This is a genomic window from Rickettsia endosymbiont of Oedothorax gibbosus, from assembly GCF_936269705.1.
Classification (GTDB): Bacteria; Pseudomonadota; Alphaproteobacteria; order Rickettsiales; family Rickettsiaceae; genus Tisiphia.
In genome coordinates this window covers 1,426,357-1,446,931 of the sequence record NZ_OW370493.1, presented here as the reverse complement: position 1 = coordinate 1,446,931, position 20,575 = coordinate 1,426,357, and the positions used below count along the sequence as shown (strand labels likewise).

Sequence of the window (20,575 nt, the reverse complement as noted above, 5' to 3'; positions counted from 1 at the left end):
ATTATTTAATTTGGAGCAGCTGAAAACTATTTTTCAGCTGACTCCGTACCAGTAAAGCATATTTCGCTTCACTCGTCCATACCATCATTCCCGCGTAGGCGGGAATCTTTATATCCCTGCCTTCGCAGGGATGACACCTGAGTTTTTTGTCATATATGGACGAGTGAATTTGACCATAGTACCCTACAATTTTTGTAAAGATGGTATTAGGATAGAAAAAAGTTTTTGTTTGGGAGGTATTAATAATGTGGATATTAGCTGCGTTATGGCTGTTGTAGATTGATAAAAAGCATTTTTGATATGATCAAAGCCATAGGTAAATAATGAAAACAATTGTCTTTCAATGGTTTTGTACCGTTTTATTCGGATGGGATTTAAGGCATTTTGTATTATTCCATTTTTGACTATTAAAGCTGAAGCAATAGCAGTTATCACTAATAATTTTTCAAATCTATCCAATTTTACAATGTGACTTTTTTCAATATCAAAACCACCGCTTTTTAGGTGCAAAAATAGTCGTTCAACACTCCAACAAAATTTATATAAAGCAAAAATATCTTGCTCTATTTCAATTGAAGACACCAGAACCATCAGCTCGCTCTTATCATTTCTATATGCGGTAAAATTAACCTTTCTATTCCATAATATACCACTACAAGCCCTATACTCTAAGGCTTTAACATCACTAAATATTCTTTCAATGGTTAAAGTTCTTAAACCTTTTGTAAGACGAATTTTATGATCCATTTTTAATGGAATAACAAACTTTAGATGGTTATTTATCAGAAAGTCTAACCATTCTTTATTCATAAATTCTCTATCAGCAAGCAAATATTTTATTCTTTCAACGCCAAAATTATTAATAAATTTCTGTAAAAATTCCTTCATAAATTCTGCAGAACACCCGCCACCATGCGACAAAGTCTTCCAGAATATTGGCACCGATATTTTACCAATTACCATTACTAAAAATAAAATATTAATATCGGATTTACCAAATTTCCAACTTGTCCTATCCATTGCTACGACATAATTTTTTGAAGCAAAAAAGCTTAATAGCAAATAGCCAACCTTCATATAATCAAAATTAAAATCTTTTAAAAAACGATAAATTCTATGAGTTTTTGACGTCGCTTTAGCATCACCTAAAATACCAAGTGCTAAACCTTTTTGATAAATTGAGCTGCCCGTCAGCAAACTAATTACCATACCAACCAAACATTTTAATCTTGATTTATTTCCGTCTATATATAAAATCAATTCTTGAAGTATTATATTATGCATTTTGTTATAAAAATACCTACCTTATACTACTTCACACCACTCTAAATCAACCATTCTTCTTCATCTTCTCAAAATTGTAGGGTACTATACACCGTAGGTGGCGTGGCAATCCATTTCTAATCACTTTTCTGGATTGCTTCGTCGACCTTACGGTCTCCTCGCAATGACGATTTTTCAATTATTGTTTTCTTAAACTCGATAATCAAGTTTTTTTGCAGATTTGAATAAAATATAGGATCATGGTTGTCATCCCTGCTTCAGTGCGGGATCTAAAAATACCCTGAGGTATTATAGATTCCGCACCGAAGCGGGAATGATGGTATGGACGAGTGAAGCGAAATATGCTTTACTTGTACGGAGTCAGCTGAAAAATAGTTTTCAGCTGCTCCAAATTAAATAATAATTTAATTAATAGGTCCATACCATGATAAATAATAGCATAAAAAATACTATAATAGGAATAGATTTAGCAAAAAATAGTATGCACTTGGTGCAAGTCGATCAAAATGGCAAAAAAATAGGTTATCAAAAAGTTACAAGAGATGAGTTAATAGCCTATTTAAGCAATCTCGATAAAAGTTCATTGGTAGCTATGGAAGCATGTGGAGGAGCTAATTATTGGTCACAGGAAATTGCTAAGCTTGGTTTGCAAGTCAAACTAATGAAAACAAAAGATGTAAAAGTTTATGCTACATCGAAACAGAAACTGGAAGACTTTGTCGCATGGTGGCGGGTGTTCTGCAGAATTTATGAAGGAATTTTTACAGAAATTTATTAATAATTTTGGCGTTGAAAGAATAAAATATTTGCTTGCTGATAGAGAATTTATGAATAAAGAATGGTTAGACTTTCTGATAAATAACCATCTAAAGTTTGTTATTCCATTAAAAATGGATCATAAAATTCGTCTTACAAAAGGTTTAAGAACTTTAACCATTGAAAGAATATTTAGTGATGTTAAAGCCTTAGAGTATAGGGCTTGTAGTGGTATATTATGGAATAGAAAGGTTAATTTTACCGCATATAGAAATGATAAGAGTGAGCTGATGGTTCTGGTGTCTTCAATTGAAATAGAGCAAGATATTTTTGCTTTATATAAATTTCGTTGGAGTGTTGAACGACTATTTTTGCACCTAAAAAGCTAAGGTGGTCCACTTTGTCTAGACAAAGTGGACCACCTTAGTGACTGGCTCAAAAAAAATCTGCATTGTTTGGAATTAAAGGTTAGGTGTAATATAATAGAGCCTAATCATAATAAGTTAACAATTGTACAACAGTGTAAGTTATTGGATATTAGCAGGTCAACCTATTACTATCAACCTACTGGTATTAGTGAACAAGATATCAAGATTATGGCAATAATTGATTAGACCTATACTATGCATCCATATTATGGTATGCGGCGGATGGCTAAATATTTACAAGCCCAAGGTTTTTCGGTAGGTCGTAAAGCTGTTAGACGTTACTACAAGATAATGGGTCTTGAAGCTGTTTATCCTAAAATAAATTTAAGCAAGAGGAATCAAGCGCATAAAATATATCCTTATTTACTAAAAGGATTAGAAATAGTATTGCCAAACCAGGTTTGGAGTGCAGATATAACGTATATAAGACTGAGCCAAGGGTTCGTATATTTAGTAGCTATTATTGACTGGTATAGTCGTTATATTCTAAGTTGGCGAATCTCCATTAGTTTGGAAAGTGAATTTTGTGTAACAGCCCTTGAAGACGCTATAGAAAAATATGGTATGCCAAAAATATTTAATACTGATCAAGGAGTACAATTTACCTCGGAGAATTTTATTAGTATGCTAAAGCTACATAATATCTTGATTAGTATGGATGGTAAGGGACGAGCCTTAGATAATATTTTTATTGAACGTTTTTGGCGATCATTAAAACAGGAAAAAATTTATCGGATTATTTTAACAACAGTAAAGGAGGCAAAGACAGCAATTAACGAATATATGGACTTTTATAATAGACAAAGGATGCATCAAGCTTTGGATTATAAAACTCCAGAATGGGCTCTGTACAAATAAGTGTGTAAATTTTTCAAAGGTTATATAAAAATATAATATAACAAAAGGAGAAATTATAATGCGTCACAAACAAAATGAAGCAATGAATCAAGCAATAGATTTATTAATAAATAATGATACAGATATATCAACTTTATTTAAAGAGGATGGTTTATTAAAACAATTAACCAAAAGGCTTGTAGAGAAGGCATTGCAGTCAGAGATGAATAATCACTTAGGATATGATAAATATTGTCATACTGATAGCAATAATGTTCGTAATGGTAGTAAAGTAAAGAATCTAGTAACAAATAATGGAGTTGTAGAGATTGAGGTTCCAAGGGATAGAAGTAGTACATTTGAACCTGCATTAATTCCGAAGCGTCAAAGACGTATTGAAGGATTTGATGATAAAATAATATCGTTATACGCTAAAGGAATGAGCTTATCTGATATTAAGATTCAAATGCAAGAATTGTATGGAGCTGACGTTAGCGAAAGTTTGATAAGTCAAATTACTGATGATGTAATTGAGGATGTCAAGATATGGCAAAGCCGACCATTGGATCGAGTATATGCTATAGTATTTTTTGACTGTTTAGTAGTAAAAGTACGTCAAGATAAACGAATTATCAATAAGTCTGTATATGTAGCATTAGGTATTACGTCAATTCGGGATAAGGATATTGTGAACATGTAGATTAAAATCAAATTTTGTTGAAGGTTTATTTTTCTTTAATGAGTAAGCAACAAGAGTAGATAATATATGGACAAAGGCATTTATTGGTGATCTATGTCTAGTATGTTCAAGGTTCATTTTATTTTTTAGATAATCAAAAACTGTTTCAATTAAGTTACGCTTTCGAAGTAAGATTTTTTCTTTCAAATCCATTAATTTATTTTCCATATTCTTCTTAATTCCATGAATCATTTTTAAGCCTCTTTCATATAAATTTAAGAACAAATTTTGCTTAATATAACCTTTATCAGCTGCTATAATTCCAGTTAATCTTTTTGTTAACTCCGGTACTGGAACCCTATCATCTACATTGCCTTTGGTCACTTTTAATGCCATAAACTCCCCTTTATTATTGATTATTACATGTAATTTAAAACCATAAAAATACCCCATAGAGGATTTACTATGTTTGGCTAATCCTTTAAAAACTTTATTGCTATAACGCCTTTTATTGTGACAAGCTTTAATCGTTGTAGAGTCAATAAAATAAATACCTGTTTCCTCACCAAACAACAAATGAATCAACATATTTAGCGGTATGAATAATCGTGCCATTAATTCAACAAATCTATTATAACTCAAGGCTTTGGGAAAATCATCCTTATGCATGCACTCTATATAACTTTTATAGAAAAATTTAAAATTCTTAGCATAGGATGTATGAAACATAATTATTATTGTTAACATTTCACTTAGACTCATGCTACAACAGCGATTTCTTTGCTTATTTGATGGTAATAACTTTCTCTGTTCATACTCCAAATAAATTTTACAAAAATCATCTATAAAACTATATAATTCTGTGATATCTTTTTTCATGCCTGTAGTTTGTTTTTTTGTTTAAAAATATAAATACTGCAGGCACTCCTTTTTGACAATCCTTTTATCTATTACTATTTCATCTATATCTTATCCCGAACTGACGTGTATTGATTTATCTGGAAGGAAGGATATTTTAGGATTGTGGAACAGTGAAAATGAAGGAGCTAAATTTTGGCTTGGTAATTTTACTGAGATGAAGAACAGAGGTATGCAAGACATGCTTATTGCTTGCAGTGATAATTTAACCGGTATGTCTGAGGCAATAGAAGCAGTTTTTCCGAAAACCGAACATCAATTATGTATTGTACATCAGATTAGAAATAGTTTAAAATATGTATCATACCAATTGCAATAATTAACACGGTGTGTTTATCCAGTCTCTATACATAATTGATTTTACTAAATCTACATTATGAGCAAATTGATTCCAAGCGTAACAAGCCATAGTGACGATATCTTCATATACACCATAACATTGGTTAGACAAGAAATGATTTTTGATCCATTCCCAAACTTGTTCCATTGCATTAAGTTCCGGTGCATAGGGCGGAAGCGGTATCAAAGTGATATTGCTTGGCACAGTTAGTTTTTTGGCTGTGTGCCAACCTGCATTATCCGTTAGTAAAGCTATATGTCGGTTGCCTTGAATACTGCGAGAAAGCTCTTCTAAGAATTTATTCATTGCCTGTGTGTTTGCATATGGTAAAATTAATGCAAAAGCTTCTCCTGTATCATGGCAAGCAGCTCCATAAATATATGTTGAAATGAATTGCTGTTGCCGAACTTTACGGGGTCTAGTGCCACGCTTAGCCCATATACGAGTTAAGCTACCTTGTTGCCCAACTCGAGTTTCATCCTGAGACCATATATCAACTTTACATCTATCGATATTTTTTGGTAATAATTTTGTTAACATGTCTGGGAAGTTTTTTTATATGTATTTTGAGTCTCTTGATTTGACTTTGGATGCATTGAACGAGAAGTAATCCAGCTAAAACCAAGGCGGTGCATAGTATTGTAGACTGTTTTTAAAGCGCATTTAGCACCATATTCCTCAAGTAACATGATATGTAGCTCCTTTCCAGTTATATACCCACCAGTTTTACTTTCACTGAGCGTATTGATTTTATCAAAAAGAGCAGACTCTTGTATAGTGTTAATCTTCCTAGGGGCACCGCTTCTTTGTGATTCAAATAATCCTTCAAAACCATGATTCCTAAATCTTCTGAGCCATGATTGCACAGTTTTCCAGTGTGACTTCACTATTTCAGATATGGCTTTTAAAGATTTGCCTAATTGAAGGTGATACATCGCCAATAAACGTATACGATTTCGACCATGCGGCTCATGTTTCATCATTTTTATAAAATCATGACCATGAAAACCTTGTGGTAATATTAACCTAGCCATTTGAGTACCTTTATCAGTTAAAAACCCATTTTACACCACTGTGTTAATTATTGCAATTGGTATCATATAAAGACCGAAAAGAATTAGCGGCTGATTTAAAGCCTATATATACTGCTAGCACAGAGGAAGAAGCACATCTTGCTTTAGAATCTTTTGAAGCTAAATGGAGTAAACAGTATCCACAAATTGCTAAATCTTGGTATGTTCATTGGGAAAATTTAATGGTTTTTCTAGAATACCCTGAGGCGATAAGGAAAGTAATATACACAACTAATAGTATAGAATCTGTCAATAGCCAATTACGTAAGGTTACTAAGAATAAAAGGGTTTTTCCAAATGATAATGCCGTTTTTAAGACCTTATATTTGGCAATTGATTATATGACCAAGAAATGGGTTATGCCGATTCCGAACTGGAACGCAGCTATGGCTCACTTTTTGATAAAATTTGAAGGTAGAATTTAAGCCCTATGAAAAATTTACACACTTAATTAGAAAGGCTCTTTAAATATGATTTATTGGAAAATAAAAAATGAACTTTGTGAGTAGACCTAACCAATTGCTTGGTTAAGCCCCTCCTCAGAACCGGACATGCAGAGCTACCGCATCCGGCTCCCGAAAGGTAAGATAGGCTTGTACCCTATTTTTTTTTGTTGGTTTTAGAACATTGAAATGGTCTTCCACTTATTTGGAAAGTCGACCCTTTTGAGTATTTCAGCTAATCTTTGCCAATTCATCTTACGCTTCCCACCCATTCTATTAAACCACCCATATATTGCTCGCCTAGTTTGGTGAATAAATGAACTTACTCGTCTTTGATTATCTGATATACCATGATAATTGATCCACCCCTTTGTAGCTCTAATGACTTGCAATAATATCTGTTCTTTGCCCCTCTCATTAAGGTGACTTCGTAGATATTCTCTTAGCCCTTTAAGCTTCTCGGTAAATCGATCTTTCCTTGTGGTATATTTTAATCTCCATATGTTACCAAACCTTGATTTACCCCAATAGCAAGTAAAGCCAAGAAAATTATAACTCTTGATCTTCTTACCTTGCTTAGCTAAGTCCTCAGCATGGTATCTACCGGACTGAATCATCTGCGATTTAGCTTCATTGATGTTCAAGCCATACTTGTTTAATCTTTTGGGCAAAACCTCATAAAACTTCCTCGCGTCTTCTTCATTCTCAAAGACGAACACCATATCGTCACAATACCTCACCATTCCAGTTTGCCCTCTTATGTTTTCCTTGCTGATTTTAGCAAACCAACAGTCAATAACATAATGTAGGAAGACATTTGCCAAAATTGGTGATGTTTTAGACCCTTGGCGGCATCCTTCCTTGTTAGTAACTGTAATGCCGTTTTCTATAATTGGTGTTTCCATCAGTTTCATAACTAGTCTTAGGAATCTTTTGTCAGATATTCTCTTTCTTAGGAATCCCATCAACTCAGAATGTTTGATTGAATTGAAGCACTTAGTTATATCAATTTCAACTACAGCTCCTTTATTGAAGTTATACGTAAGTCTATTCAACTCCTTAAGTGCATCATGGGCGTTTAATTTAGGTCGAAACCCGTAAGAACATTTTAAGAATATTGGCTCGAACACTGAGTTTAATATCTTGCTTACTGCCGACTCGATTATCTTGTCTTCAAAGCATGATATTACCAAAGGTCTTTTGCCTCCATCTTCTTTTGGAATCAATGTAATTCGTGCAGGTTTAGCTTGATATTGCCCCTTGCGAATTTTAGTAAGGAGCGAGAGCAAATTTGCTTCCAACTTCTTACCATAAACCGCTTTGGTTATACCATCTATTCCTACAGCTTTCTTGCTATCAAGTTCCTTATATTGTTCTTCTAACATCTTTAAATCAATAATATGTCCAAGATTATTAAACTTTATGTCTTGATTTTGTGATGATAGCAACTTTATACGCTCAAGTTTCGTTGACCATGTATTTCCGTCTATGCTGTGTACGGTCATTGTTTCCCTCTTACGTTCTTACCTTTCTGTCAGCCCTTCGCTCCACTCCCATTACGAAGCTTCATCACTACTACAACTGACTCAGCCATCCTTAACACCATCTCCAAAGCCTTATGTTTCGGCACTTGTACTTTGAATACTTACTTAACTCAGTAAGAGTTATAAGGACTTCTCAAGTTGTGTCATTAATCTCTACAAACTCGCTGACGCCTGAGACCCCGATGGTTGAAAACTTTCGGATTTTCGCTAGTTTGACCTCTAGTTTTCTCTTGTCTACTGCGTTGTGTAGCACATCGACTTCCACTACCAATATCATTTCAGGGCTATCACGTTCACCATTTGGTTTCGGCTCGGATGTTTCGCTGTCTACGCTTTACTACTGTCGTTACCTTCAGCAGCACAAGACTCGCTATATGGTGGAGCTAGCTACTCCTTCCATAACAGGACTTTCACCCGTAAGATTAATGCACCTTATCTTGACGCACACACAAATTAAATGATTGACTCCACAGATCTGTTATGAATTTTCAAACTAACGTATTAGCTGGACTGCTTGCCTATGTTTTTAAGCCTAATAAAATTTCTGTAGCTTTTGGAAAATTAAACAATCTCAACCTTCCTCTTACATCAAACTGAGGTTATAATAACAATGGCAGATAGTAACATTAAAACTCCCCATCTATTCACATCTAAAGTTCGAATATATCTTCCAGCAAGACCAAATTGATGACTTTTTATCACTCGAAACGTCTCCTCTATTTGCATACGTTTGCTATATAACCTCACTATTTCCGCTCCCTTATATTCATCAGAACTTAAGTTAGTTACCAATATCCAAGGTTCTTTTGCAGCTTTGTTATATGAACCATTTGCTGTTTTACTGCTAGTACGATTCCTGCTAACCTTCTGCACTCGACCCTTAGGGACTTTGCAAGTTGTAACCATTCTGCAGGAATATTTATGAGCTTTGGTTAGCAGAATCGTACCACATTCCATCGTTTTTGAACCAATTGATGGCATGAAATTTTCAACTGATATCCAATCCTCATTCTTAGCTAATTTTAAATCTTTTCCTTGTCGTACCCGACACACCCAACTCCACCCTTGTTTTTCTATTTCCTTAAACCATTCAATATGAAAGCCAGCGTCCATAATCACAATAACCCTTTTTCCATCAGGTATTATACTCTTTAATTTATTTAAAAATTCTACCGTTCTGCCCTTTAATTCACCTTCTTCAAACACATCTTGATACAAAGGTAAACTCATCCCTCTTGTACAAAATTGAGCACTTAGCATTTGTGCCATGCGATCATCTTTAAGATAACATAAATCAATCACAACACTGTCATCATTAGAATGCTTGATAAACTCAAATATGAAATATGATAAAGCACTATAGAGATTATCAACCTCGTTATATAAATGTTTGTTACCTATACATCTATCAACTTTTTTTATTTTATGTTTTACTTTACTATCACCACTCAAGTTCCTGCCAATTGCACTCAAAGACAAATTCTGACTATATCGCAAGCCTTCTGCAACATCAAGTAACGCATTTAAACGATTATTATGTATAAAAGGACAATGTTCTTTTATTACTTCATTTAATACTGTTTTTACATCCATAACCTACTATCTCCATCATCATTAAATAATGAAGATATTCTATCAATTCTTGCTATTTTGCAACAATTTCGTGGGGATACATCAGATTGCGAGGAGACCTTAGGTCGACGAAGCAATCCATTTCTAATCACTTTTCTGGATTGCTTCGTTGACCTTAAGGTCTCCTCGCAATGACGGTTTTTCAATTATTGTTTTCTTAAACTAACGCTTATGAGGAGCAACGAGTTACAACGTCCCCAACTTCTCATCATTTGACTATAGCACCAGTTGTCTTTATATCATCATCTTCACTGAGAAATTTCTTTTGCATCTCTGACTTGCCAAGTGGCTTGTTAGTTTTATTATTCTTGCTGGCTTCGACTTCCTTAATTTTTTTACTACTACCTGTTTTAGCTTTATTTGGTAAAACTTTATCAACAGTTTGTTGGTTAGTAGTTTGTCGAGCAGGACATCTATATTTTTCTAAATCTTTCTTAGTTTCACGCAAAATAGCTTTAATTTGCTCTAGCTCTTTGTGCAAATTATTATTTGCTTGATCATTCTTATCATTATTTTGTTTCTTCAGCTTATCATTTGCCGAATTCAATGAAGGATATTCTTTTTCTTGATTTTTCTTACGTTTTTCATTACTTTCCGCATCTTGTTTTACCATCTTAATATACATTTGACGATTTCTTAAAGTTGGATTGATTGTTTCAGTATGATATTCACTAAACAAATCCCCCTCATCATCATCAAAATTTTCTTCCATAACATTTCTTTTTGCCATCGCTATATATTTCTTATTATAAAGCGGTGGACGTTTGCCACCGACAAAACCTTTGTTATCTATAATTTTATTATTAGCAGATTTTTTGAAATATCCTCTAAACCCATCAGTACAACCTGAAAGTAGGGATAATCCCAAAACTATAATAATAATTTTTTTTAACATAAATTAGTCCGATAATTTTATAGTAACATAATTAATGACATAAAATCACCAAAGTTGCAAGAATCAGTTTACTATTTGTTCTACTGTATCAGCTAAAACCATACTACCGTCATTTTTTCGCTTTAATAATTCACGAGACGTACACTCTAATATATCACGATTTTTTACTAGCACTAAGAGTTTATTAGCTAATTTTTCTGCGGTGATGTTATTTTGTTCAAAACACCACCCGGCTCCACTATCTGCCAGAGCCTTGGCATTATAGAATTGATGATTTTCAGCTGCCGTAGGTAGCGGAATAAAAATTGCCGGCAAGCCAATATAGCTAAGCTCAGAAATAGTTGATGCCCCAGCCCTTGATATTACTAGTTCTTGATTGGCATATTGCTGATCCATATCATAAAAAAAATCGGCTACTTTATGTGGGATGTTTAACTCACTATAAATTTTAGCAATATTGTCTAAATCTTCTGGAGGAGCTTGTTGGGTAATATGTAGTTTAATATCAGGATTTGATCGCACTAATATCTTAATCGCTTCCGGTATTAAAGTAGAAAAAACCTTTGCTCCCTGACTTCCACCAAAAATCAATATTCGAAAAATATCATTGCTAAAATTATCCTTAACTTTCAGCTTTTTAACATTATCCCGTACTATATTTCCTATAACTAATTTCTTATTATAGTCAACAATATTATAATTTTTAGTTTCCTCATAGGTAAGAGCAACTCTTCTGGCCCATTTTAAGAATAATCTATTGACCTTACCAATAAAGCAGTTTTGTTCATAAATTACGATAGGAATACGTAACAATACAGCTGCTATCAAAGGAGGGGCTGTTGGATAGCCACCAAACCCAATTATAACATAAGGTTTGACCTGCACTAATAGCAATAACATCTTAAAAGTCACAAATAATAAACAAATCAATAATTTAAACTTATTAAACAACCCTTTCGGTGGCAATCTAAAATTTATTATATGTGGAATGAGCGGTAAATATTCAGCTAAATATTTTTGACATCTAACGTCAGTAATAAGATGTAATTTATACCCACGTTTCACCAATTCTTCAGCCAAAGCAATAGCGGGAAATAGATGACCTGCCGTCCCCCCCCCAACAACAATTATACTCTTCATATGTCAATATCTTGAATTTTATAGTTAGTAAGGGAAGTTTTATGTTTGGTAAAACCAAGCACCATCCCTGTAGCAATAGCTATGGCAAAAGTTGAAGAACCACCATAGCTAATAAATGGTAATGTCATCCCTTTGGTTGGTAATAAATTCAAGGTAACACCTATATTAATTAAGGCTTGTAAACCTATCTGTGCAACAATACCACTTGCTGCCAATTGAGCAAATTTATCTTCTTCGTTAATGAGTTTCAGTAAACTACGAATCACTATAAAAGCAAATATTCCTATAATTATCAAGCAGATAATCGCTCCAAATTCCTCACCAGCAACAGCAAAAATAAAATCAGCATGAGAATCCGGCAATACTTGTTTTACCGCTCCTTCACCAGGACCACAGCCATATAAACCACCATGCTCAAAGGCTCTGATTGACTTACTAACTTGATAATTACTAATACTCTCTGGATCAAAAAAACTATTAATCCTTTTCGCTACATGAGGTAGCCAAAAATAAGCTGCTGTAACACCAAATAACAACATAAAAGCAGCAAGCATAATCCAAAATATTGGCATACCAGCAACAAAAAGCTGAATACCAAAAACTGCAGTAACCATCACTAACATACCAAAATCTGGCTGGATAATTAATAATAAAGCAATGATACCATACAGAACTATACAGATAGAAAAACTTGGAAATTCTACCTCAAATTTCAATGATAATATCCAACCTGCAACTACCGCAAAAAATGGTTTTATAAATTCTGAAGGTTGCATCGAAACACCTAAAATATTAATCCAGCGAATAGCCCCCTTAACTTCATAACCATAGAATTTAACTAAAATTAATAACAATATGCTGACAATAAATCCTAAAATTGACAATCTCTTTAACCATTTTTTGGAAAAAAAGGAAAAAAGAATAATCAATAGCGATGCACTAGCAAGATAAAATAATTGTCTAGAGGCAAAATAATGCTCATTGAGTCCTATTCTATTTGCTATTACTGGTCCGGCTGTAGTAACCAACATCATACTAAAAACAAACAGGATTACTAAAGCAATAATCATTTGCTGGTCGATACTACGCCACCACCATTTTAGGTAATTGTTAGATAACTCATTATTATGATTATCTTTAATCATGGTTAGCAATAATATTATATAATTCTATAAATAGATTTCCACGTTCTTCAAAATTTTTAAATTGATCGTAAGAGGCACAAGCTGGAGCTAACAAAATATTTTTTATGCTCCCTATATCCTGCATTGCATCTCTAACTGCAACATTAAAAGCCTCCTGCAAATCTTGACAAATTTGAAAATTTACTCTACCCTTAAGTGACAATGCAAAAAGTTCTTTATCTTGACCAAAAAGATAAGCCTTATGAATTTTATCAAACCATGGAGCTAAATTTGTTATTCCTCCTTCTTTTGCCACTCCTCCAGCTAGCCAATATATATTATCAAGTGCAGCAAGAGATTTAGAAGCAGCAATGCTATTGGTAGCTTTGCTATCGTTATAAAATTTTATCATACTCGAATGATCTGAGTATATTGTGCCAACATATTGCATTCTGTGTGGTAACCCCTTAAATAACTCGATAGCAGCAATTATTTGCTCTGGTCTTACCCCTATAATCCGACAAGCCGCATAACTGGCAGCAATATTTTCTTGATTATGTATGCCTTGTAGATAGCTATTATTTGGCAAATTAATAGTAATCAGTTCAAAAATATTATCATAAACAACATTATTACAAATTGATACTCCTTTATCAAGGATTTTACCAACAGAGATTGGTATTAAATTTGTGGTATTCTCCTTTTGTAACTCTAAGAAAATATTGTTGGTAATTTCATTATCAACACTAATTATGGCAAATGAATCTTTATCCATTCGATCAAAGATTTTCTTTTTAGCGACAATATAGCCTTGCATATTATTATGCCGATCTAAATGATCTTCGGTAATATTAAGTAGCACAGCAATTTTAGCTTTAAAACTGCTTAATAAATCTAACTGAAAGGAAGATAGCTCTAATACATACCCTTGACAATCTAATCCCATACTTAAGACAGGAAAACCAATATTTCCGCCAACTGGATAATCAAAACCACAAAATTGTAAAATATGACCAGTTAGAGCAGTGGTAGTACTCTTACCATTAGTACCAGTTATACCGATAAAATTAGCTTTTTTCCCCCCTCTAAACTTAACTTCCTCAAATAATAAATCTATATCTGAGGTTATTGATATATTACGGACATTCGCCATGGTAACAATGTCATGCGATAAGGGAACACCTGGACTCAACAATATCTTATCAATATCCTGCCACCGCTGATCAGACAAGCTAACCAAATTATCGTTTCCATAGATTTTACTGAAAGCATCCCTACTACTACTTAGTTGATCGTAACAAATTATCCTAGCTACTTTATTTAGCGATTGATAAGCAGCCATACCAGTCTTACCTAGACCAACTATCCCTATAGTCTTATTTTTTTGTGAAAGAAATAATGACATAATTTTTAGTTTAATAATCCATTATTTACTGCATTTTCAATAGTTCATTGGTTTTAGTAATAGATAGTCCAGTAATTCTCGCTACTTCTTCAATAGAGCTACCATTATTTATCATCATTTTTATTAATTTAGCTTCGCCTCTAGCTTCTCCGATTTTAATACCATCTTGTAGTCCGATTTGAACCCCTTCTTCTTTCAATACTTGAGCTATACTAGGCATAAGTTCTTCTCCTTTTTCTTTAGTTAAACTATTTTTTAATATTTTTTCTAACTCTATTTTATCATTTTGCTCAATAAAGATCAAAGTATACTGTAATAGATTTCTTATACCAATTGCAATAATTAACACGGTGTGTTTATCCAGTCTCTATACATAATTGATTTTACTAAATCTACATTATGAGCAAATTGATTCCAAGCGTAACAAGCCATAGTGACGATATCTTCATATACACCATAACATTGGTTAGACAAGAAATGATTTTTGATCCATTCCCAAACTTGTTCCATTGCATTAAGTTCCGGTGCATAGGGCGGAAGCGGTATCAAAGTGATATTGCTTGGCACAGTTAGTTTTTTGGCTGTGTGCCAACCTGCATTATCCGTTAGTAAAGCTATATGTCGGTTGCCTTGAATACTGCGAGAAAGCTCTTCTAAGAATTTATTCATTGCCTGTGTGTTTGCATATGGTAAAATTAATGCAAAAGCTTCTCCTGTATCATGGCAAGCAGCTCCATAAATATATGTTGAAATGAATTGCTGTTGCCGAACTTTACGGGGTCTAGTGCCACGCTTAGCCCATATACGAGTTAAGCTACCTTGTTGCCCAACTCGAGTTTCATCCTGAGACCATATATCAACTTTACATCTATCGATATTTTTTGGTAATAATTTTGTTAACATGTCTGGGAAGTTTTTTTATATGTATTTTGAGTCTCTTGATTTGACTTTGGATGCATTGAACGAGAAGTAATCCAGCTAAAACCAAGGCGGTGCATAGTATTGTAGACTGTTTTTAAAGCGCATTTAGCACCATATTCCTCAAGTAACATGATATGTAGCTCCTTTCCAGTTATATACCCACCAGTTTTACTTTCACTGAGCGTATTGATTTTATCAAAAAGAGCAGACTCTTGTATAGTGTTAATCTTCCTAGGGGCGCCGCTTCTTTGTGATTCAAATAATCCTTCAAAACCATGATTCCTAAATCTTCTGAGCCATGATTGCACAGTTTTCCAGTGTGACTTCACTATTTCAGATATGGCTTTTAAAGATTTGCCTAATTGAAGGTGATACATCGCCAATAAACGTATACGATTTCGACCATGCGGCTCATGTTTCATCATTTTTATAAAATCATGACCATGAAAACCTTGTGGTAATATTAACCTAGCCATTTGAGTACCTTTATCAGTTAAAAACCCATTTTACACCACTGCGTTAATTATTGCAATTGGTATTATATGGTCATAGCCTATTGTTATTTCACTCAATTTAGGCAAGAGATGAGAGATTTCTTGCCATCTCTTGCCGACTTCCGCAGTTTTTATTAAGAGGAAGTCCTACAAGCATTAGTTTGTAAGGGTTGTAGATTTTTAGGCACAACATTATTTGCTTATTTTAGATATATTTCTACAGCATCTGAGCGTTTAAGATTGAAGGTTTTATAAATCTTCCTCGCCTCATTTTTCATGTTGCTTGGTAGCCTATACAAATCTCCTGTTGTTGTATGCCTTAAAATTGAAGATTGTACTCCCATTAATAACTCAACTATATTAGTTACACTGATTTTTTGGGTAAGTGCTACTTTATATTCTATTTGTTTAAGCACAGCAAAACTAATATAGCACATACCAATATGTGCTTCAATTCTCTTACTTGTCCAATGAAAAATTGGTCGCATTTGCAAATTATGCTTATTGATTCTAAATTGTTCTTCAATTACCCATAATCTGGCATATTTGCCAATCGTTTCTTGGGCATTAATGCTTTTATCGTTGGTGATTATTCCATGTAAACCATCCCATTCACTATCTTGTTGAATTTTATCTTCATCAAGATAACTTTTATTATTCTCACTTGAAGTATATTTTTTAACTCCACTATTAGAAATAAGCTTTTTAGTACTTCCAGATTCTCCTATAGTTTTTTTGATTTTATCCAAAATATTTTGCCTTTCTTTTACATCATTCCTCGCTCTTTTGGCTTTATAGCTAGTGATCAAACGTTTGCCCTCATGCTCAAATTCAGCAATCCATGCAAAATCATTGCCTAATAAAGTAGGTACATAATTATCTTCCGCTAAAATCTTTTCCTTTAACTCGTTCTTCAGTGACTTTAACTTTGCTGCTACAATATATAGTTAATTCAGGAAAATTTGGGGCTAGGAACGATGGAGCGACGCCTATAAGTAATAGGCGAGCGACGAGTGACGACGTCACCAACTTCTCATCAATTGACTATAACGATAACCAGACTCATCAAGATCTTGTAAATTAGCTTTACTAAACATTGCTTGGTCAGCTATAAAGCATACATCCTTAACTTTTAAAAAACTTTGCCAACTATTAATAGCTTGCAATAGGGTTTTAACTTCAGCGGTATTACCGCTAAATAGCTCATAGCCAAGCGGTAATCCATCTTCATTAGTCGCAAGAGCCAGCACTAATTGAGTGGTATTAAAGCGATGGTCTTTACTATAACCAAAAGCCCGAAGTTCATCGACTTCTGTTGATTCAAAATATAATGTTGTAACATCAAAAAATACTAGGAGGCTGCCTACGATAACTAATTAATTATATTTTGAGATATTTTTCGGCGAGAATAGATATGATTTTTGCAGGAATAGTGTACCTATTTCAAAAAAATCATGTTTATCCGCAGACAAAAAGAGCCAAATATAGAATTACTTTAGTTATTGCAGGCAGCCTCCTAAACTTACTTGCTTGTTGGGGATTAAAGGCAAGGTATTTTTAAAGCATAATTCTTTAATTTTAGGTATCTGCTCCTGCAACTTATCCATCATGCGATATATGGCGTCTAAGTCATGGTTTTTGTCAAATTGTTCGCTTAAATATTGTGCTAGACCACGCTTGCTATCGAGCTTTACCATACGGGCTAATACCAAATCGCGAAGTATCTCAGAATCACGTTTACGTTGCATTATAGTCAATTGATGAGAAGTTGGTTACGTTGTCGCTCGCCTATTACTTATAGGCGTCGCTCCATCGTTCCTAGCACCAAATTCCCCTGAATTGACTATAGTTGGTTGAAATCCATTTGATCGTAAACATATCCGCCTACCTCATGCACCCCTTCTACAAGCCGAGCAGTCTCAACTATTTCGTCTAATTTAACTTGGTTAACAGGGATAATATCCGATAGTTGCTTTTTGACTGGGCGACCTTTTTTGCTAGCTGAGTCATCATCAGCAAAGAAGCTGCCCTGACCGGAAGCTGTTACCCGTTCAGCTTTAATCTTTACAATTAAATCCTCTGCTAATGCAACTAATTTGGCTTCTTCTGCATCATCGAAGAATACCCCTAAATGCCGAACAATACGCTGTTTAACATTACCTTTGCTATCTCGGTATCCTTCAACCACTTGTATTGATTGCCTTGAACTGTTGGGTGTTTTTTTACGACGTATGTACATTTGGGTAATTGTAGAATTAATATGTAATAATATATTTATAGCATAAGAAAAACCAAAGTCAACAACAAATTATTTACTAGGCACAACAAACCGTCTGAAAAAATCATTTCCCAGCTCTATGGCTCCTCCATATCTTCTCTTCCCATCTTTCAACATTTTTTTGCGGAAGTCGGGCGAACCACCGTAGGTGGCGTGGCAATCCATTTCTAATCATTGTTCTGAATTGCTTTGTCAACCTAAGACCATAACTGCTGAAAGTTAAAAAACGATTAAAATTACAACTAAAGATTGTATGAACATAAATACAATGTAACACTACGACTTTAGCCATTTTTTAACTTTCAACAGTTGCAACCTTATGTCCCCAAGCCGTCATTGCAAGGAGCCGCTAAAAGCGGCGACGCGACAATCCATTTTTGTGTCACCCCTGCTTCGGTGCGGGGTCTAGATTCCCGCCTACGCAGGAATGACAGGGTAAAAACGTCATTGCGAGGAGGCTTTCGCCTCCGAAGCAATCCACGAAAAACACAATTTAAGTAGTGTGATTGCCGCGTCGCTAGTAAAATAGCTCTTCGCAATCTGATGTATCCCCACGAAATTAAGCACGACAAAGCTCCGTCTTTATAATAGATGCCAGGGGTTCTACCAATGGTTTTATGGCATGCAAATAATTAAATTCAATAATAAATTTCCCAAGGGTAAAATACGAATAAATCTTTTTATCTTTTACTGTGTTAGGTTAGAAAATTCTTTGCATACCTTGGCTATAGCCTACCACACCTATAACCCAATATGTTATAATAACAATGGCAGATAGTAACATTAAAACTCCCCATCTATTCACATCTAAAGTTCGAATATATCTTCCAGCAAGACCAAATTGATGACTTTTTATCACTCGAAACGTCTCCTCTATTTGCATACGTTTGCTATATAACCTCACTATTTCTGCTCCCTTATATTCATCAGAACTTAAGTTAGTTAACCTCAGTTTGATGTAAGAGGAAGGTTGAGATTGTTTAATTTTCCAAAAGCTACAGAAATTTTATTAGGCTTAAAAACATAGGTAAGCAGTCCAGCTAATACGTTAGTTTGAAAATTCATAACAGATCTATGCCTTGTATGGTCTATATGACAAAGGTTTTTTAGTTGATCGTTAATGGTTTCAATAATATACCTTTTATTTAAAAACCGCTTTTTAATAGGATCTATTATTCTTTCTTTCATATTACTTTTAATTTTTGTTATTAGTTCTAAACCTTGATTAGCAAGGGATTGAGTGAGTTTTTTACTGATATACCCACGATCACCAAAAAGCCAGCCTTATAATTTATCTACTAAATTTTCTACCACTGCTCTATCATCAACATTTCCTGGAGTTAAAGAAAAACTCATAATCTCTCCGCAACTGTTAATGACAATATACGTCAGTTCGGGATAAGATATAGATGAAATAGTAATAGATAAAAGGATTGTCAAAAAGGAGTGCCTGCAGTATTTATATTTTTAAACAAAAAAACAAACTACAGGCATGAAAAAAGATATCACAGAATTATATAGTTTTATAGATGATTTTTGTAAAATTTATTTGGAGTATGAACAGAGAAAGTTATTACCATCAAATAAGCAAAGAAATCGCTGTTGTAGCATGAGTCTAAGTGAAATGTTAACAATAATAATTATGTTTCATACATCCTATGCTAAGAATTTTAAATTTTTCTATAAAAGTTATATAGAGTGCATGCATAAGGATGATTTTCCCAAAGCCTTGAGTTATAATAGATTTGTTGAATTAATGGCACGATTATTCATACCGCTAAATATGTTGATTCATTTGTTGTTTGGTGAGGAAACAGGTATTTATTTTATTGACTCTACAACGATTAAAGCTTGTCACAATAAAAGGCGTTATAGCAATAAAGTTTTTAAAGGATTAGCCAAACATAGTAAATCCTCTATGGGGTATTTTTATGGTTTTAAATTACATGTAATAATCAATAATAAAGGGGAGTTTATGGCATTAAAAGTGACCAAAGGCAATGTAGATGATAGGGTTCCAGTACCGGAGTTAACAAAAAGATTAACTGGAATTATAGGAGCTGATAAAGGTTATATTAAGCAAAATTTGTTCTTAAATTTATATGAAAGAGGCTTAAAAATGATTCATGGAATTAAGAAGAATATGGAAAATAAATTAATGGATTTGAAAGAAAAAATCTTACTTCGAAAGCGTAACTTAATTGAAACAGTTTTTGATTATCTAAAAAATAAAATGAACCTTGAACATACTAGACATAGATCACCAATAAATGCCTTTGTCCATATATTATCTACTCTTGTTGCTTACTCATTAAAGAAAAATAAACCTTCAACAAAATTTGATTTTAATCTACATGTTCACAATATCCTTATCCCGAATTGAC

Annotated in this window: 20 protein-coding genes and 9 pseudogenes; 10 read left to right on the top strand and 19 right to left on the bottom strand. The window is 33.8% G+C overall.

Going from position 1 to position 20,575, the window contains the following annotated elements; translation table 11 throughout:
- Positions 1-183: 183 nt before the first annotated feature.
- On the bottom strand, positions 184-1,284 hold the full coding sequence (locus NBW66_RS07900) for a transposase (RefSeq protein ID WP_250310625.1): 1,101 nt from the start codon (positions 1,282-1,284) through the stop codon (positions 184-186).
- A 424-nt stretch (positions 1,285-1,708) separates the two neighbouring features.
- On the opposite strand from NBW66_RS07900, the gene NBW66_RS07895 reads away from it, so the two are divergent.
- The 5 genes and pseudogenes from NBW66_RS07895 to NBW66_RS07875 form a co-directional block, all read left to right on the top strand.
- Positions 1,709-2,062 (top strand): hypothetical protein, encoded by a 354-nt coding sequence (locus NBW66_RS07895; RefSeq protein ID WP_250310624.1) that lies wholly within the window; start codon positions 1,709-1,711, stop codon positions 2,060-2,062.
- Positions 1,971-2,429: a transposase gene (locus NBW66_RS07890; protein ID WP_250310623.1), complete on the top strand. Its 459-nt coding sequence runs from the start codon at positions 1,971-1,973 to the stop codon at positions 2,427-2,429. The genes NBW66_RS07895 and NBW66_RS07890 overlap by 92 nt, the downstream gene beginning before the upstream one ends.
- Positions 2,430-2,453: 24 nt before the next feature.
- The gene (locus tag NBW66_RS07885) at positions 2,454-2,654 is read left to right on the top strand and encodes a hypothetical protein (protein ID WP_250310622.1); all 201 of its coding nucleotides are present in this window, start codon (positions 2,454-2,456) and stop codon (positions 2,652-2,654) included.
- A 9-nt stretch (positions 2,655-2,663) separates the two neighbouring features.
- Positions 2,664-3,326, top strand: coding sequence for an IS3 family transposase (locus tag NBW66_RS07880; protein ID WP_250310621.1), 663 nt, complete (start codon positions 2,664-2,666; stop codon positions 3,324-3,326).
- Positions 3,327-3,384: 58 nt separating this feature from the next.
- Positions 3,385-4,002 (top strand): annotated as a pseudogene (locus NBW66_RS07875) (IS256 family transposase); the annotation flags it as partial.
- On the opposite strand, the gene NBW66_RS07870 reads toward NBW66_RS07875, so the two are convergent.
- Entirely contained in the window at positions 3,973-4,863 is an 891-nt protein-coding gene (locus NBW66_RS07870; protein WP_250310582.1) for an IS982 family transposase, read from the bottom strand. The pseudogene NBW66_RS07875 and the gene NBW66_RS07870 overlap by 30 nt on opposite strands.
- Before the next feature lie 109 nt (positions 4,864-4,972).
- Between NBW66_RS07870 and NBW66_RS07865 the strand changes: the two are divergent.
- A pseudogene (locus NBW66_RS07865) lies at positions 4,973-5,212 on the top strand (transposase); the annotation flags it as partial.
- A 9-nt stretch (positions 5,213-5,221) separates the two neighbouring features.
- On the opposite strand, the gene NBW66_RS07860 reads toward NBW66_RS07865, so the two are convergent.
- Positions 5,222-5,782, bottom strand: coding sequence for an IS630 family transposase (locus NBW66_RS07860; protein WP_250310543.1), 561 nt, complete (start codon positions 5,780-5,782; stop codon positions 5,222-5,224).
- Positions 5,776-6,276: a helix-turn-helix domain-containing protein gene (locus NBW66_RS07855; RefSeq protein WP_250310542.1), complete on the bottom strand. Its 501-nt coding sequence runs from the start codon at positions 6,274-6,276 to the stop codon at positions 5,776-5,778. Before NBW66_RS07855 ends, NBW66_RS07860 begins: the two co-directional genes overlap by 7 nt.
- Positions 6,277-6,326: 50 nt before the next feature.
- On the opposite strand from NBW66_RS07855, the pseudogene NBW66_RS07850 reads away from it, so the two are divergent.
- Positions 6,327-6,740, top strand: a pseudogene (locus tag NBW66_RS07850) (transposase); the annotation flags it as partial.
- A gap of 194 nt (positions 6,741-6,934) precedes the next feature.
- On the opposite strand, the gene NBW66_RS07845 reads toward NBW66_RS07850, so the two are convergent.
- On the bottom strand, positions 6,935-8,263 hold the full coding sequence (locus NBW66_RS07845) for a reverse transcriptase domain-containing protein (protein ID WP_250310618.1): 1,329 nt from the start codon (positions 8,261-8,263) through the stop codon (positions 6,935-6,937).
- A gap of 507 nt (positions 8,264-8,770) precedes the next feature.
- Between NBW66_RS07845 and NBW66_RS15280 the strand changes: the two are divergent.
- A pseudogene (locus NBW66_RS15280) lies at positions 8,771-8,899 on the top strand (IS982 family transposase); the annotation flags it as partial.
- Here NBW66_RS15280 and NBW66_RS07840 read toward each other — a convergent pair.
- The 9 genes and pseudogenes from NBW66_RS07840 to NBW66_RS07800 all read right to left on the bottom strand — a co-directional run.
- A complete protein-coding gene (locus tag NBW66_RS07840) occupies positions 8,891-9,895 on the bottom strand; it encodes an IS4 family transposase (RefSeq protein WP_250310617.1) in 1,005 nt (334 codons plus the stop codon). The pseudogene NBW66_RS15280 and the gene NBW66_RS07840 overlap by 9 nt on opposite strands.
- A gap of 247 nt (positions 9,896-10,142) precedes the next feature.
- Positions 10,143-10,829 carry a hypothetical protein gene (locus NBW66_RS07835; protein WP_250310616.1) on the bottom strand — a complete coding sequence of 229 codons (687 nt, stop codon included), beginning with the start codon at positions 10,827-10,829 and terminating at the stop codon, positions 10,143-10,145.
- A 63-nt stretch (positions 10,830-10,892) separates the two neighbouring features.
- The gene (gene murG / locus NBW66_RS07830; RefSeq protein ID WP_250310615.1) at positions 10,893-11,969 is read right to left on the bottom strand and encodes an undecaprenyldiphospho-muramoylpentapeptide beta-N-acetylglucosaminyltransferase; all 1,077 of its coding nucleotides are present in this window, start codon (positions 11,967-11,969) and stop codon (positions 10,893-10,895) included.
- On the bottom strand, positions 11,966-13,114 hold the full coding sequence (ftsW, locus tag NBW66_RS07825) for a putative lipid II flippase FtsW (RefSeq protein WP_250310614.1): 1,149 nt from the start codon (positions 13,112-13,114) through the stop codon (positions 11,966-11,968). The genes murG and ftsW overlap by 4 nt, the downstream gene beginning before the upstream one ends.
- A complete protein-coding gene (murD, locus tag NBW66_RS07820) occupies positions 13,107-14,498 on the bottom strand; it encodes a UDP-N-acetylmuramoyl-L-alanine--D-glutamate ligase (RefSeq protein WP_250310613.1) in 1,392 nt (463 codons plus the stop codon). Before murD ends, ftsW begins: the two co-directional genes overlap by 8 nt.
- Positions 14,499-14,523: 25 nt before the next feature.
- Positions 14,524-14,847, bottom strand: a complete 324-nt coding sequence (locus tag NBW66_RS07815; RefSeq protein WP_250310612.1) for an RpnC/YadD family protein — start codon at positions 14,845-14,847, stop codon at positions 14,524-14,526.
- The gene (locus NBW66_RS07810) at positions 14,841-15,401 is read right to left on the bottom strand and encodes an IS630 family transposase (RefSeq protein ID WP_250310543.1); all 561 of its coding nucleotides are present in this window, start codon (positions 15,399-15,401) and stop codon (positions 14,841-14,843) included. The genes NBW66_RS07815 and NBW66_RS07810 overlap by 7 nt, the downstream gene beginning before the upstream one ends.
- Positions 15,395-15,895 carry a helix-turn-helix domain-containing protein gene (locus NBW66_RS07805; protein ID WP_250310542.1) on the bottom strand — a complete coding sequence of 167 codons (501 nt, stop codon included), beginning with the start codon at positions 15,893-15,895 and terminating at the stop codon, positions 15,395-15,397. Before NBW66_RS07805 ends, NBW66_RS07810 begins: the two co-directional genes overlap by 7 nt.
- A 218-nt stretch (positions 15,896-16,113) precedes the next feature.
- Positions 16,114-16,854, bottom strand: a pseudogene (locus NBW66_RS07800) (IS1634 family transposase); the annotation flags it as partial.
- Between NBW66_RS07800 and NBW66_RS07795 the strand changes: the two are divergent.
- Entirely contained in the window at positions 16,842-16,997 is a 156-nt protein-coding gene (locus tag NBW66_RS07795; RefSeq protein WP_250310610.1) for a palindromic element RPE2 domain-containing protein, read from the top strand. The pseudogene NBW66_RS07800 and the gene NBW66_RS07795 sit on opposite strands and share 13 nt — an antisense overlap.
- On the opposite strand, the pseudogene NBW66_RS15010 reads toward NBW66_RS07795, so the two are convergent.
- From NBW66_RS15010 to NBW66_RS07775, 5 genes and pseudogenes are all read right to left on the bottom strand, one after another.
- Positions 16,960-17,268 (bottom strand): annotated as a pseudogene (locus NBW66_RS15010) (IS1634 family transposase); the annotation flags it as partial. The gene NBW66_RS07795 and the pseudogene NBW66_RS15010 sit on opposite strands and share 38 nt — an antisense overlap.
- 165 nt (positions 17,269-17,433) lie before the next feature.
- A pseudogene (locus NBW66_RS07790) lies at positions 17,434-17,658 on the bottom strand (IS1634 family transposase); the annotation flags it as partial.
- Between the two features lie 101 nt (positions 17,659-17,759).
- Positions 17,760-18,152: pseudogene (locus tag NBW66_RS07785) on the bottom strand (IS1634 family transposase); the annotation flags it as partial.
- 739 nt (positions 18,153-18,891) lie between these two features.
- Positions 18,892-19,095, bottom strand: coding sequence for a transposase (locus NBW66_RS07780; protein ID WP_250310607.1), 204 nt, complete (start codon positions 19,093-19,095; stop codon positions 18,892-18,894).
- A 44-nt stretch (positions 19,096-19,139) separates the two neighbouring features.
- Positions 19,140-19,577: pseudogene (locus tag NBW66_RS07775) on the bottom strand (IS982 family transposase); the annotation flags it as partial.
- Between the two features lie 106 nt (positions 19,578-19,683).
- Here NBW66_RS07775 and NBW66_RS07765 point away from each other — a divergent pair.
- On the top strand, positions 19,684-20,574 hold the full coding sequence (locus NBW66_RS07765; protein WP_250310605.1) for an IS982 family transposase: 891 nt from the start codon (positions 19,684-19,686) through the stop codon (positions 20,572-20,574).
- Position 20,575: the final 1 nt, after the last annotated feature.

Coding starts and splice junctions, on each gene's coding strand:
- NBW66_RS07900 (WP_250310625.1), bottom strand. CDS start 1,284: ATGCATAATATAATACTTCAAGAATTGATTTTATATATAGACGGAAAT.
- NBW66_RS07895 (WP_250310624.1), top strand. CDS start 1,709: ATGATAAATAATAGCATAAAAAATACTATAATAGGAATAGATTTAGCA.
- NBW66_RS07890 (WP_250310623.1), top strand. CDS start 1,971: ATGCTACATCGAAACAGAAACTGGAAGACTTTGTCGCATGGTGGCGGG.
- NBW66_RS07880 (WP_250310621.1), top strand. CDS start 2,664: ATGCATCCATATTATGGTATGCGGCGGATGGCTAAATATTTACAAGCC.
- NBW66_RS07870 (WP_250310582.1), bottom strand. CDS start 4,863: ATGAAAAAAGATATCACAGAATTATATAGTTTTATAGATGATTTTTGT.
- NBW66_RS07860 (WP_250310543.1), bottom strand. CDS start 5,782: ATGTTAACAAAATTATTACCAAAAAATATCGATAGATGTAAAGTTGAT.
- NBW66_RS07855 (WP_250310542.1), bottom strand. CDS start 6,276: ATGGCTAGGTTAATATTACCACAAGGTTTTCATGGTCATGATTTTATA.
- NBW66_RS07845 (WP_250310618.1), bottom strand. CDS start 8,263: ATGACCGTACACAGCATAGACGGAAATACATGGTCAACGAAACTTGAG.
- NBW66_RS07840 (WP_250310617.1), bottom strand. CDS start 9,895: ATGGATGTAAAAACAGTATTAAATGAAGTAATAAAAGAACATTGTCCT.
- NBW66_RS07835 (WP_250310616.1), bottom strand. CDS start 10,829: ATGTTAAAAAAAATTATTATTATAGTTTTGGGATTATCCCTACTTTCA.
- murG (WP_250310615.1), bottom strand. CDS start 11,969: ATGAAGAGTATAATTGTTGTTGGGGGGGGGACGGCAGGTCATCTATTT.
- ftsW (WP_250310614.1), bottom strand. CDS start 13,114: ATGATTAAAGATAATCATAATAATGAGTTATCTAACAATTACCTAAAA.
- murD (WP_250310613.1), bottom strand. CDS start 14,498: ATGTCATTATTTCTTTCACAAAAAAATAAGACTATAGGGATAGTTGGT.
- NBW66_RS07810 (WP_250310543.1), bottom strand. CDS start 15,401: ATGTTAACAAAATTATTACCAAAAAATATCGATAGATGTAAAGTTGAT.
- NBW66_RS07805 (WP_250310542.1), bottom strand. CDS start 15,895: ATGGCTAGGTTAATATTACCACAAGGTTTTCATGGTCATGATTTTATA.
- NBW66_RS07765 (WP_250310605.1), top strand. CDS start 19,684: ATGAAAAAAGATATCACAGAATTATATAGTTTTATAGATGATTTTTGT.